This window comes from Halorubellus litoreus, assembly GCF_037081675.1.
Taxonomy (GTDB): Archaea; Halobacteriota; Halobacteria; order Halobacteriales; family Natrialbaceae; genus Halorubellus; species Halorubellus litoreus.
Genome location: NZ_JAZAQL010000003.1, coordinates 517,693 through 530,917, shown reverse-complemented (window position 1 = coordinate 530,917; position 13,225 = coordinate 517,693). Strand labels below are relative to the sequence as shown.

Genomic DNA, 13,225 nt, shown 5'->3' with positions numbered 1-13,225 from the left:
GAAATTGTTCCGATTATCTGAATAGACTCTCTCGGACGCAATATCCAACAGCTCTGGTAGAGTCCTCGCGGCCATTTTCACCGATCGAGTCATTGTATGTACCTCTGGTCCTCTGGCGGAGGAGTCTTATGACTCACGCTTTGTTCGCGACTGTCATAACTATTCGGTGACTCAAAACATGACCGTGATGCAGCGAAATAGGCCACCGTCTGGGTTACACCTTTCACTTTCACTCCGGGTAAGAAAATAGCTCTTTAAGTACCCCCTCGAAGCCCTGTTCGCAGATGGGAATTGAGGTCAACATTGACGACGAGTTGGACCGGTGGCGGTAGTGTTGCCCGAACGGGCATCGATCATGGGAGCCGACGAATAACCACTTCTGGTGTCATTCGTGTGCGCATCGGGTGGGGGTGGATGGTGAGTTCCACCAGCTGCACGATTTCGCTACTGACGAAAAGTGCGGCGCAGGCAGGCAGGTTACCGGGCGAGAACCGTTCGAGCACACTGCCCGGAATTTGTGTGTCCTCTCCAGGCCTCACGACCCAGATGCCGTCTCGTCCGTGTCGACTTCTTCGTCGGTGCCGCCGTCACTGACGGGGTCGGCGTCGTCGCCGAGCTGTGGTTCGTTCGTGTCGGTGTCGTCGGTGGTTCCTGGGTTGGTGTCATCGTCCGGCGCTGGGTCACCCGCTTCGAGCTGGAGGGGCGAGCGTTCCTCGACGCCGTCGGCGACGAGTTCGAAGGTCTCGACGAGGAGACTGAGCGCGAGCGGCCCGGCGATGATGCCGATGGGGCCGACCGTGAACACGCCGCCGACGAACCCGACGAAGTACAGGCTCGCCGGCATTCCCGCGCTGTACTTCGCGAGGCGCGGCCGGAGGACGGCGTCCGGGAGGAACGCGACGAGCGTCAATCCGAGGACGAGAACGAGCACCGCCTGCGGGACGTTCCCGCCAGCGGCCTCCACGCCCGCGAGCGCGACGATAACGACGGACGGCCCGAGCACGGGGACGAACTGGAAGATGCCGGCGATGACCGCGAGCGAGAAGAACGCGCCGTACCCCGCGATGGCGAACACGGGGAGCGCGATGAGGAAGGTCAGGACGCCCGTCGCCGCCTGCACGAAGTACAGGCCGTAGAGCGTCTCGCGGACGCGGTCGTGGTACGCGAGGAGTTCCTCCTGGACCTCGCCGTCGACGGTCCGGAAGACCAGCGACCGCACGCCACCGGGCTTGTAGAGGAGCGCGTACACGAGGAACACGAACAGGAACACCTTCATCGCGAGCACGGGCGCGGCACTGGCGACGCCGACGGCGACCGAGGAGAGCGTTTCGCGGACGACCGGGACGAGCGACTGGAGTTCGACCGTGTACGTGAATCCGCCGAACGCGAGTTCCATGACCTCGGGCGCGTTCCGGAAGAAGTCCAGGATGGGTTTGCGTCGCTGGTAGATGACGAGCAGGACCGGAACGAACAGCCCGAGGACGCCGAAGAACGCGACGACCGTGAGGACGGCGGCAGCGAGTCGCGGCCGGAGGCCGCGGTCGACGAGTTGGCCGCGCCAGGGCTGGAGGACGTACACGAACGTCAGCGCGAAGAACACCGTCCACACGATCTGCCAGAGGACGTACAGGGAGACGATGGAGACGACGAGGAAGACGAGACCGAGCCGATGTCGTCTGTCATCGAGCCAAGACATGTCCGCTCCTACCACGGCAGGCATCTTAGAACGATGGGGTCCCGCTCGGTTCCGCGCCGTCGCTGCACGCGTCGGCACCGAGTGGTTTTCACCGACGGACGCCAAGGCTGGGGTAGTGACAGCGCCGATGGATTCGGTCGTGGAGTGGCTCCGGTCGCGACCGTACTACGACGGGCAGGTGGTGTACGAGCGGACGACGCCCGGTCGAGAGGCGACGTTCGCGGACGTCGACGTCGACCCGCGCGTCGCGAGCGCCCTCCTCGGTGCGGGCATCGAGGACGTCTACGGGCATCAGGCGCGCGCCGTGGAGGCGGTCCGCCGCGGTGACGACGTCGTGCTCGCGACGCCGACGGCGAGCGGGAAGAGCCTCGCGTACACGATCCCGGCGTTCGAGCGCGCGCTGGACGACCGCGCGACGACGCTGTACGTCGCGCCGCAGGTCGCGCTCATCAACGACCAGACCGAGACGATGAGCGACCTCGCGGCCGGCCTGCCCTTCGGGAGCGGCGTGAACGTCGCGCAGTACACCGGGCAGCTCTCGCAGACCGAGAAGCGCGCGGTCCGGGACCGCCAACCGACGGTGCTCGCGACGACGCCGGACATGCTCCACTACGGCATCCTCCCGCACGCCCATCGGCTCTGGCAGTGGTTCTTCGAGCGCCTGGAGACCGTCGTGATAGACGAGGTGCACGCGTACCGCGGCGTGTTCGGGAGTCACGTCGCGCTCGTGATGCGTCGCCTCCAGCGGCTCTGCGACCGGTTCGACGCCGACCCCGAGTTCGTCTGCTGTTCCGCGACCATCGGGAACCCCGTCGAGCACGCCGCGACCGTTGTCGGGCGCGACGAATCCGGGTTCGCTCTCGTCGACGAGGACGAGAGCGCGACCGGGCCGCGACGCTGGCTGCTCTGGAACCCGCCCGAGTACGACGCGGACGACGGCTGGGGCGACGACGGCGGCCGCAGGCGGTCGCCGCACGTGGAAGCCAAGAACCTGTTCTGCGACCTCGTGCAGCGCGACCTCCAGACGGTCGTCTTCACGGGTTCGAGGCAGATCGCCGAACGGTACGCCCAGGAGTGCGCGACCGAACTCCGGAAGCGCGGCGAGACCGACAAGGGAGAGCACGTCGCCGCGTACCAGGCCGCCCTGCGCGACGGGAAGCGCGAGGACATCGAATCGCGCCTGCACGACGGCGACCTCGTCGGCGTGTGGTCGACGAGCGCGCTCGAACTCGGCGTCGACGTCGGCGGCCTGGACGCCGTGATACTCGACGGCTACCCCGGAACGCGCATGTCGACGTTCCAGCGCGCGGGCCGCGCCGGACGCGGCGAGGACCCGGCGCTCGTCTGTCTCGTCGCCGGCGAGGACCAGCTCGACCAGTACGTGATGGGTGACCCCGCGAGTCTGTTCGACGCACCGCCAGAGCGCGCGGTCTCGAACCCGGAGAACGACCAGTTGCTGCCCGCGCACGTCGCGAGCGCCGCACAGGAGAACTGGCTCTCCGAGCGCGACCGCGGATACTTCGGCGAGCCGCTCGACGGTATCGTCAGCGGCCTCGTTCGCGACGGGACGCTCGAACGCCGCGACACCGACCGCGGGACGCGCTGGACCTACTCGGGAGGGGGGAGCCCCCAGCACGAGACGAGCCTCAGGACCGTCGACGACCGCGAGGTCGACCTCGTCGACGAGCGAAGCAACGACGTGTTCGCGACGCTCTCGTTCGCGGACGCCTTGCGGGACGCCCACGAGGGCGCAGTCTACTACCACCAGGGCGAGAAGTACGAGGTCCGCGACCTCGACCTCGACCGGGACGTCGCGGTCTGCAGCCCGACGTGGGCGGACTACTACACGCGAACGCTCCACGAGAAGACCATCGAGGTCCACGAGGACCTCGACGAGACCGCGCCGTTCGCGCGCGAGGACGTCCCCTGTCGGTTCGCCCGCGTTCGGATGCGGAAGCAGATCACGGGCTACGAGCGCAAGGACGCCCAGTCCGGCGAGACACTCGGCGAAGTTCCGCTCGACCTCCCCGAGACGACCCTCGAGACGCGCGCGCTCTACTACACGGTCCCGAGCGACGTCCAGACGACGATCACCCAGGAGTTCGACTTCCCGGGCGCCATCCACGCCGCCGAGCACGCCCAGATATCGATGTTCCCGACCACCGTGCTCTGCGACCGTCGCGACATCGGCGGGTTGTCGACGCCCCTCCACCCGCACACGGGCGCGCCGACGGTGTTCGTCTACGACGGCCACCCCGGCGGCGTCGGCCTGTCGAAGACCGCGTACGACGACGTCCACGCGCTCTCGGCGCGCACGCTCGACATGCTCGACGCGTGCTCGTGCGAGGACGGCTGCCCGGCGTGCGTGCAGAGCCCGCACTGCGGGAACGCGAACGACCCACTGGACAAAGCCGGCGCGATGCACCTGCTCGACGCACTCACCGACGCCGTCCAGTGAGGTTTCCACCGGGAGCGAAGCGAAACCAAGTTGATTTATCAACCATCAGCCAGAAGTCGCCCGGTATGAGCGATTCCCTGGCCCCCGAGCTGTTCCGGTACGGAGTGGGTGTCGGTGGCGCGATCATCGTCGCCGTCGTCGGCACGCTCTTCTTCGAGCCCCCCATCCGGTACCTCCTGTACGGGATAGCCGTCCTCGACGCAGTGGTCACGCCGTACGTCATCGGCAAAGCGATGGAGCAGAACGACACCGCGACCGCCTGACCCATCGCGCCACGGTCGTTCCCGCGTCGACTCGAGCACGGTCGTTCCCGCGTCGCTCAGTTCGTCCGCCGGTGTCGCGCGAGGAGCGCCGCCCCCATCAGCGCGACGAACGCCACGACGACACCGAACCCGGGCGAGCCACCCGACCCGGCCGCGGACTCGCTCGCGGTGTCGACCTGCTCTCGCGTGGACGCCGCACCGTCCTCACCCGACGCCGTCGTCGCGCCGTCACCGCCGCTCGCGGTCGTCGACCCGTCGTCGTCCGACGCGTCGGTGGGCGCGGCCGTCGTCGAGCCGTCCTCGGTCTCGGGCACGCTCGTCTCCGTCGGCGTCGACGGTTCCGCCGTCGTCGTCGTCGACTCCGTCGTCGTCGACTCCGTCGTCGTCGGCTCGGTCGTCGTCGGTTCCGTCGTCGTCTGGGAACCATCCGACCCGTCCGACCCGTCCGACCCACCCGAGTCGCCGTCGCCGCTGACGTCGACGGAGAGCGTCGCGGTATCGGTGTTCCCGGCGGCGTCCGACGCCGTGAACGTGACCGTGAACGTCCCCGTGCTGTCGAACGTACGCGTGGGGGTCGCGCCCGTCGCGTCCGTCTGCCCGTCGCCGTCGAAGTCCCACTCGTAGGACGTCACACCGACGACGTCCATCGACCCGGTCGCGTCGAACGTCACCGAGTCACCGACCGTGATGGAGCGGTCCGACCCGACGCTCGCCGTCGGCGCCGTCGTGTCCGCCACCGTCACCGTCACCGACGCGGTCGCCTCGTTCCCGGCGGCGTCAGCGACCGTGACCGTCGCCGTCTTCGACCCCGTCGACGTCCACGTCTTCGACGGCGTCGCACCGGTCGCGTCCGTCTGCCCGTCACCGTCGAAGTCCCACTCGTAGGACGTCACACCGACGACGTCCGTCGACCCGCTCGCGTCGAAGTTCACGGCATCCCCCGCTTCGACCGTCCGGTCCGACCCGACGTTCGCCGTCGGCGCCGTCGTGTCCTCCACCGTCACCGTCAACGTGTCCGTCGCCGTGTTCCCGGCGGTGTCCGTCACCGTCAGCTCGACCGTGTGCGTGCCCGTCGACAGGAACGTCGTCGACGGCGTCGCACCGGTCGCGTCCGTCTGCCCGTCACCGTCGAAGTCCCACTCGTACGTATCGATCTCCTTGTTGTCGGTCGAACTCGTCCCATCGAAGTCGACGCTGCTGCCCGCTTCGGCGGTCACGTCGCTCCCGGCCTCCGCCGCCGGCGCCGTCGAATCGACCGTGAACGCGGCCGTTCCGCTCGAGTAGTGGACGTCCACGGACGCCTGCACGCCGCCGCCCGGAACGTTCGTGAGCGTCGTCGACCGCGACTGCCCGTTGTACTGTCCCTCGATGGCGCTCCCGGTGACACCCCAGTAATCGAGGAGCGACTGCGGGAGGTACACCTCCGCGAACCCGTAGTTCAGCTGGCCGCTCTCGTTGAAGTGCGGGGCGCTCACGTCGAACTCGATCTTCGGGTTCGCGCCGGAGTCGTTGTACTTCGGCGGCGCGAACGACTGCGCGTCCGTCATGAAGACGATACCGCTCAAGCTGTCGCGTCGTTCCGCGGGGAACGTCGAGAGCGTGTCCGACGCGAACGTCATCGAGACGTTCCGGTGCGTCGTCGCCCGCAGGTTACCAGTCCACTCCTCCGGGTACGGGAAGTAGTAGTCCGTCTCCGAGGGCGTCCCCGTGATGGTTATCGTCCAGTTCCCGTCCTCGTTCTGCGTGCGCGTCCAGTTGACGCTCCGGCCGTTCCCGATGAGCGCCCGCGGCTTCTTGCTCTTCACCTCGACAGTCATCTGGAGTTCCGTGTCCTTCGTCAGTCCAGCGTCCTCCAGCTCGTAGCCGTGACTGTCGTTCTTCACCTGGATCTGGAGGAGGCCGCTCGCGTAGAACGCGTTCAGGCCGATCTTCCCCTCGTCGCCGGGTCCGGAGACGATGCTGACCGAGGAACTGTTCACCATCGGGTCGATGAACAGGAACGAGTCGTTCAGGTACGTGCCACCGGCGTCGTTCCCGGCGGCGTCCTTCGCGACGTCGACCGTCGCGTTGTAGTACCCGTCGCCGTCCGAGAAGCTCTGGTCGGCGCTCAGGGTGTACTCGTAGCCCGAGAACGTCGAACGCTCGTTGAACTGCGACCGGTCGAACGTGTAGACGGCCGTCGTCTGCGGGCCGTCGACCGTCACCGAGAGGTCGCCAGCGTTCGAGCCGAGGGATTCGTTCGAGAGGAACGTCACGCTGAGGTTCCCGTCGAAGTTCTTCGAGACGTCGACGCTCGTGACGTTCGGCGCAGCCGTGTCCGAGCCACCACCGCCGCCACCGCCGCCACCGCCGTTCCCGCTCGCGGTCACCGTGGCAGTGAGGCCACTTCCGCCGCCGTTCGTCCCACCGTTGTTCCCGGCGGCATCTACGGCGTCGCGTACCTCAGTGGTGTACGTCCCAGAGCCGTCCGTGAACTGCTGGCCCACAGAGATCTCGTACGTGTACGGTCCAGTGCCGGACGTGGTGAACTGCGTGCGGTCGAACGCGTACGTGGTGCCGTTCGGACCCGTCACCTCGACGAGGACGTCGGCCGCGTTCGAACCGAGCGTCTCGTTCGAGTCGAACGTGACGTACATGTACCCGCTCGCGTTCTGGAACGTGACGTTCGAGATGCTCGGCGCCGCCGTGTCAGAACTGGCTGCCGTGAGGCCGAACTGGTCGAACGCGAGGGTCATACCCTTGTTCGTGTCGTTGAGCAGGACCGTCATCGACTCGTCGGCGTTGAACGTGCCGCCGGGGATGGTGACCTCGGCGACGCCTTCGGTCGCGTCGAGCGACGCGTTCGCGGCGACGGTCGTGCCCGTGCTGTCTTTGAGGACGACCGCGACGTCGCCAGCAGCAGTCACTTTTCCGGTCGCGTTGTAGGTGACGGAGAGCGTCGTGTCCGTCGTCGGGTCGTGGCTCGTGTCCGCCTGGTTCACCCACGGCGCGTACTTCGTGTCGGTGACGGTTATCGACGCGCTGTCGAAGGTGTTCTTGACCATCTGCCCGGATGACGTGTTGAAGAGGAACGCGTCGGCAGTGAAGTCGGCGTTCTCGCCAGCGGGGATGGTCAGCTCAACCACGCCGCTGCTTCCCGAGAGCGACGCGTTGGAGTCTATCTGGGAGTCTGACCCGTCCAGGAGGATGACTTCCAGGTTCGAGGGGTCGTGACCGCCGACGTCGTACGCGACTTCGACTGTGGAGTCGGTCCCGTTGTAGATCGTTGCGTCGTTGACGAGGACGCCTGGTGACGTGCCGACGTTCCCCGCTTGTGCGGTCCCACCCGAGAGCGTCTCCGCGCCGACGGACCCGCTCGTCACGGACAGCACCATGACGAGGACGCCGAAGAGCGCGGAGAGTTTCCGCTTGCTATCTGCTTCCCCAACCATAGTGAACTGTTGCCACACACTACTTAATTCCTTACGGCCAAACGATAGGTAGACGGCCGAAGGTTGTATATGCTAAAACCCGTCCGCTTGTTTTCGCCGCTTAGAGGACCGAATGCCACTATTTTTAATTCGGGCGATTCGTCCATTCTCTCAGACAACTCTGTTCGATTTATTTATACGAACCCGGCTTGGGACGGTCAGCGACCTGTCGACGAAAGCGCCATGATGCTGGGCGCGAAACCACCGAGACCGTGACCGCCCTCGACGACGCGACGTTCCTCGCCGGAGCACCGGAGCGCTGGCGCGTGCTCGCGGCGCTCAGAGACGCCCCCGCTGCACCCGCCGCGCTCGCCGACACCGTCGACGCCTCCCGTCGAACAGTCCAGCGGCACCTCGCCGCGTTCGACGACCGCGGCTGGGTGGAGAAGCACGACGGCGCGTACCACCTCACCACCACGGGCACGGTCGTCGCTCGAACGCACGCCAACTACCTCTCCGAACTCGACAATATCGAACGACTCGAGTCGGTGTACGCGGCCCTTCCGACTGACGCGGCCGACCTGGACCCCGCGTGGCTCGACGACGCGACCGTCCGAACCGCCACGCGAGAGGACCCCCAGGCGCCAGTCGGGTTCTACGTCGACCGCGTCCGCGCGCTCGACACCGACCGCGTTCGAATGCTCTCGCCCGTCCTCAGTCGACTCTATCACGACGCGCACGCCCGACTCGCGACCGAAGGCGTGCACACCGAACTGGTCCTCCCGACCGGGACCGTCGAGCGAGCGCGCAACGAGAACCCCATCGAGTTCCGTGCCGTCCTCGGCCTCGGCGTCCTCGACCTCTACAGGACGCCCATCGACGTGGACGTCGGCGTGACGCTCGCCGACGACCGCGTCCTCCTCTGCGCGTACGGCGACGACGGCCAGCTCGCCGCCTGCGTCGACTCGACCGACGACCGCGTGCGCGCCTGGGCGACCGACCGCTACGAACGCCACCGCGACCGCGGCGAACGCGTGCGACCCTGACCGACGGAGGCACACCCACGACAGTCGCTGTCGCGAGCGACGGACGATATCGTAAACTCCCGCCCGGTCGTCCGTCGAGGTATGACGGCTCCCTCCAACCACGACGCGCAGGCAGACCGCTCGACGCGGCACGACGACGGCGAGGGAAGCGACTCGAAGCGCGGGTCGCTCGCCCGACTGGCGAGAGCGAGCGCCGGCGTCGCCGCTGTCGCAGGCGTCGGTGGCGCGCTCTACATGCTCGGCGCGTTCGGCCCGGTCAGCTGTTGGACGTCCAGGACCTCGACCAGCGCCGGGACGACGACGGTCTCGCAGGGTTGCACGGCCGGCATCGACTACCTGTTCGGAGCCGGCGGGAACGCACCCGTGCTGTTCTTCTGGTCGGTCGCACTCCTCGCCCTCGTCGGCGTCGGCGCCACGAGCGCGTGGACCGGACGAATCGGTGTGACGTGGGCGGCGACCGTCCTCTGCGGTATCGTGACCGTCATCGGCGTGTTCAGCATCGGCTGGTTCTTCCTCGTCCCGACGGTCGCACTATTGACCGCGGCGCTCGCCCGCACGGTCGCCGCGCGCTGACGAGCAACGACCACCGCGCCCGACGCGTGACCGACTCCCCCAGAATGGATGCCGACCCAAGCCATAGCTTGAAACGGGCCGTGGTCGTACCGCCGTCATGGTCGAACTGAAACGGCTGGTTCTCGACGTCCTCAAGCCCCACGACCCGGACATCCGCGAGTTCGCCGCCGCGGCCGCGCGCTGCGAAGGGGTCGCGGGCGTCAACGCCGTTCTCGTCGAGACCGACCGCGAGGTCCAGAACGTCAAATTCACCGTCGAAGGGCAGGCGATCGCGGACGACGCGGTCGAAGCCGCCATCGACGACCTCGGCGGGACCGTGCACTCGATCGACGAGGTCGTGATGGGCGACGAATTCGTCGAGCAGAGCGAGACGCCACAGGACCCCCGATAGTCGGATGTCACGCAGAAAGCGCCTGCGGGCCGTGCTCGCCGACGAGGGCGTCCGAGCGCTCTCCCGCCGGTACTTCGTCTCGAACGGGTTCGACGGGACGTTGACGAGCGTCGGCGTCGTCGTCGGCGCGTACCTCTCCGGTATCACCGACGGCGCGACCGTGTTCGCGATCGGTGCAGGGGGCGCCGTCGGTCTCGGCACGTCCGGCGTGTGGAGCGTCTGGGAGATAGAGCGCGCGGAGACCAGAGCCGACCGGTTGCGCGTGGAGGCGGCGATGCTTCGAGACCTCGACGACACCGCCATCGCCCGCCGGAACCGGACGGCGCGAGCGGTGAGTGCGACGATGAGCGGTATCGGCCCGATAGTGGGCGTGTTCGTCCCACTCCTCCCGTTCCTGGCTCCCGACGAGACGTTCACCCCTGTCGCCGCGACCGCGCTCGCGGTCGCGCTCGGCGTCTCGCTCCTGTTCACGTTCGGCGCGTACCTCGGGTCGCTCTCCGAGCAATCGTGGGTCGTCGCCGGCGCCCGCATGGGACTGGCAGGCGTCGTCGTCGCCGCACTCAACATCTTGCTCGGCGCGTGATCGGCGTCATCCGTTCGTTCCGGGGGAACGTCGTCGGTGCGGTCGACCGGTGACACCGGAACGTCGGTGCGGTCGATTGCTGACATCGGGACGTCGGTGCGGTCGATTGCTGACATCGGGACGTCGGTGGCGTGGACGTCAGTATCCGAGCTCGTACGCGACGGCGAGCCCCGAGAAGACGACGGTCGACGCGACCGTGAACGAGCTCAGCTCCGGCACGGACAACGGGAGTGCGCCGCCCAGGTACGCGCCGAGGACGCCGAACCAGACGGCGAGACAGAGGACGATCAGTCGCCGCGAGGGCGAGGGCGTTCGCGAACGACACCGGGGTTGCATTCTCGTTCGATTGTCGCTAAGAAACATAAACTAGCCGGTTAGTGACGGATACCGAGGAACAGCGACGGATAGTGCCGTGCCTCGTCGAGCGAGGACTCCCGGCCGTGGTCACGTGAACGAGAAGAGATTCACGACGAACACGGCGTACAGGAGGAGGAGCGCGAACCCGTCGTAGCGCGTGATGACGCGATCCTGGGTGATGAAGAAGTAGAGGAGCGTCGCTACGAGCATCGCGGGGAGCGCGTACGCGCGCAGACTCGTCGAGACCGACAGCGGGCCGAGGAAGCTCGGGACGCCCATCACCCAGAACGCGTTGAAGACGTTCGCGCCGAGGACGTTCCCGACGGCGAGCCCCGGCGTGTCCTGGCGGACTGCGGCCGCACCGACCGCGATCTCGGGGAGGGACGTCCCGATCGCGATCGCGGTGATGGCGACGACCTCGGTCGCGACGCCAGTGGACGCGGCGAGGTCGAGGACGGCTTGCACGAGGAAGTTCGCGCTCGCGATCACGAGCGCGAGCGCCGCGACCGACGTGAGGACGGTTCGTGCGCTGATCGAGACGTCGGCGGCGACAGCGGTCGCGGAATCCGGTTCGGTGGGGTCGGCGGTCGGGTCGACGTCCACGGGCGCGCCGACCTGTCCCTCGAGGACGTCCTCGACGGTCTCCTCGAGCCGGCGGGGTTCCTGAAGCGTGTACGTCACGTAGACGACGAGGCCGGCGAGCGCGAGCGCGCCTTCGTACCACGCGAACGTCCCGTCCCACGTCGTGAACAGGACGAACGCGGCCGAGGCGACGAGGAGCGGGAGGTCGACCCGCACGAGTTCTCGGTCGATCGTGATGCCGCCACCGAGTGCGGCGGCGAGCCCGAGGACGAGGAAGATGTTCGCGACGTTCGACCCGACGACGTTCCCGACCACGATCGCGGATTCGCCAGCGAGGACGCCGAACGTCGACGACGCGAGTTCGGGGAGGGTCGTCCCCGCGGAGACCACGGTCGCGCCGACGACGAACGGCGACACGCCGAGCGCCAGCCCGATGCGTTCGATGGTGCTCGTGAAGACGGCCGACGCGTAGAGGAGGACGGCGAGCGAAACGACGAAGACGACGGCGGTAGCGGCGAAGTCCACCATCGGTCAGTCGTCGGTCCGGCTGTCAGTTCCCGTGTCAGTCCGGCTGTCAGTTCCCGTGTCGGTCCGGCTGTCAGTTCCCTCGCCGGAACGACTGTCAGTTCCCGTGTCGGACTGGCTAGCAGTTCCGGCCCCGTAGAGGACGGCTTCGGCGTCCTCCCGGAGCTGTTCGGCTTGCACTTCGCGGTAGCTCTCGTGCGTGGTCGTCACGCTCTCGTGGCGGAGGACCTCCTGGGCGAGTTCGGCCTTCTCCGAGTACAGTTGGTGGCCGAGGCCGCGTCGCCCGCCGTGGGGTTTGAGGTACTCGCCGTCGACGTGGACGTCCGCGGTCTCGCAGCGACGCTGCATCATCGACCGCGCGCCCTGGAGGGAGATTGCGCGTGGCGTCACGTCCTCGTCGCGCGCGAGCGCGAGCGGGCCGTCGGCGTCGAGACGCTCCTCGATGCGCTCCTCGCGCCAGCCGCGCTCGCCGAGTTCCTCGCGGAGGGTCGCGTATAGCGACGGTCGATGCAGCGAGACGAACACCGGCCAGTCCGGACTCGAGGGGGCGAGCAGCGCACGGAAGCGTTCCAGGCGCTCCAGTGCCGGCGTCATCACCTGCATCGTCTGGTGTTCGCGGGTCTTCCCGAACACGCGGACGACGCCGGCGTCGAAGTCCACGTCACCCCACGTGATGCCGTTCCGGCGTTCGTCGTCGGGGTCGCGGAGGACCTCCGCGCCGCGTGCACCGGAGAGCCCGAGCGTGTAGAACAACGCTCGGTCGCGGTGGGCCTTCAACTGGTCCCACGTCGCGCGCCTCGCACCGTCGGTCCCGGCGGCATCTCCCGCGGCGTCGTTCGCTTCGTCGACGGTCGCGTCCAGCGCCGCGAACATCGCCTCGCGCTCCTCCGGCCACCAGTACTGGCGGTCCGCGTCCCCGGAGTCGGTCGGGAGGTCCTCCGTCGCCCGGAGCGTGTCGGCGGGGTTCTCCGGGATGCGGCCGTCGCGAACGCACCACCCGAGGAACGCGCGGACGACGTCGTAGTACGTGTTCGCGCTGCTCGCCGCCAGGTCGTCGTCGCGCACGCGGTCCGCGAGGTGCTGTGCGTACCGGCGACAGTCCGTCGCCGAGACCGATTCGAGCGTCTCCACGCCGCGCGCTCGCTGGAACGCGACGAACGCGTCGAGCACGAGCTCGTTGTTCCGGCGGTAGTTCCCGGCTTCCAGTCGTCGAACGCGCGCCGCCATCGCGTCCTCCAGTGGCGTCGCCGTCCCGTCGTCGCCCATCGTTACGGGGACCGTCGCCCCCCGACCTCAAGAAACCACCTCTCGTCGGAACCCGCCCCCCGTTCCGTGACGCTT

General features: G+C 67.8%; 11 protein-coding genes. 6 read left to right on the top strand and 5 right to left on the bottom strand.

Going from position 1 to position 13,225, the window contains the following annotated elements; translation table 11 throughout:
- Nucleotides 1–535 precede the first annotated feature (535 nt).
- Nucleotides 536–1,696: an AI-2E family transporter gene (locus VYJ16_RS17335; RefSeq protein WP_336351566.1), complete on the bottom strand. Its 1,161-nt coding sequence runs from the start codon at nucleotides 1,694–1,696 to the stop codon at nucleotides 536–538.
- A 127-nt stretch (nucleotides 1,697–1,823) separates the two neighbouring features.
- Between VYJ16_RS17335 and VYJ16_RS17330 the strand changes: the two genes are divergently transcribed.
- Nucleotides 1,824–4,154, top strand: coding sequence for a DEAD/DEAH box helicase (locus VYJ16_RS17330; protein WP_336351665.1), 2,331 nt, complete (start codon nucleotides 1,824–1,826; stop codon nucleotides 4,152–4,154).
- A gap of 65 nt (nucleotides 4,155–4,219) precedes the next feature.
- Nucleotides 4,220–4,417: a hypothetical protein gene (locus VYJ16_RS17325; protein ID WP_336351565.1), complete on the top strand. Its 198-nt coding sequence runs from the start codon at nucleotides 4,220–4,222 to the stop codon at nucleotides 4,415–4,417.
- 56 nt (nucleotides 4,418–4,473) lie between these two features.
- Here VYJ16_RS17325 and VYJ16_RS17320 read toward each other — a convergent pair whose 3' ends face one another.
- Nucleotides 4,474–7,848, bottom strand: a complete 3,375-nt coding sequence (locus VYJ16_RS17320) for a PKD domain-containing protein (RefSeq protein WP_336351564.1) — start codon at nucleotides 7,846–7,848, stop codon at nucleotides 4,474–4,476.
- 251 nt (nucleotides 7,849–8,099) lie between these two features.
- On the opposite strand from VYJ16_RS17320, the gene VYJ16_RS17315 reads away from it, so the two are divergent.
- The 4 genes from VYJ16_RS17315 (at nucleotide 8,100) to VYJ16_RS17300 (ending at nucleotide 10,420) form a co-directional block, all read left to right on the top strand.
- Complete coding sequence (locus VYJ16_RS17315; protein WP_336351563.1) at nucleotides 8,100–8,873, top strand: helix-turn-helix transcriptional regulator; 774 nt, start codon at nucleotides 8,100–8,102, stop codon at nucleotides 8,871–8,873.
- 81 nt (nucleotides 8,874–8,954) lie between these two features.
- Nucleotides 8,955–9,446, top strand: coding sequence for a hypothetical protein (locus VYJ16_RS17310; protein ID WP_336351562.1), 492 nt, complete (start codon nucleotides 8,955–8,957; stop codon nucleotides 9,444–9,446).
- A gap of 97 nt (nucleotides 9,447–9,543) precedes the next feature.
- Nucleotides 9,544–9,837 (top strand): DUF211 domain-containing protein, encoded by a 294-nt coding sequence (locus VYJ16_RS17305; RefSeq protein WP_336351561.1) that lies wholly within the window; start codon nucleotides 9,544–9,546, stop codon nucleotides 9,835–9,837.
- A 4-nt stretch (nucleotides 9,838–9,841) separates the two neighbouring features.
- Entirely contained in the window at nucleotides 9,842–10,420 is a 579-nt protein-coding gene (locus tag VYJ16_RS17300; protein WP_336351560.1) for a VIT1/CCC1 transporter family protein, read from the top strand.
- A 138-nt stretch (nucleotides 10,421–10,558) separates the two neighbouring features.
- Here VYJ16_RS17300 and VYJ16_RS17295 read toward each other — a convergent pair whose 3' ends face one another.
- The 3 genes from VYJ16_RS17295 to VYJ16_RS17285 all read right to left on the bottom strand — a co-directional run bounded on the left by VYJ16_RS17295 (nucleotide 10,559) and on the right by VYJ16_RS17285 (nucleotide 13,150).
- On the bottom strand, nucleotides 10,559–10,756 hold the full coding sequence (locus VYJ16_RS17295) for a hypothetical protein (RefSeq protein ID WP_336351559.1): 198 nt from the start codon (nucleotides 10,754–10,756) through the stop codon (nucleotides 10,559–10,561).
- Between the two features lie 108 nt (nucleotides 10,757–10,864).
- Nucleotides 10,865–11,887 (bottom strand): calcium/sodium antiporter, encoded by a 1,023-nt coding sequence (locus tag VYJ16_RS17290; protein WP_336351558.1) that lies wholly within the window; start codon nucleotides 11,885–11,887, stop codon nucleotides 10,865–10,867.
- 3 nt (nucleotides 11,888–11,890) lie between these two features.
- Nucleotides 11,891–13,150 (bottom strand): tyrosine-type recombinase/integrase, encoded by a 1,260-nt coding sequence (locus tag VYJ16_RS17285; RefSeq protein WP_336351557.1) that lies wholly within the window; start codon nucleotides 13,148–13,150, stop codon nucleotides 11,891–11,893.
- Nucleotides 13,151–13,225 lie beyond the last annotated feature (75 nt).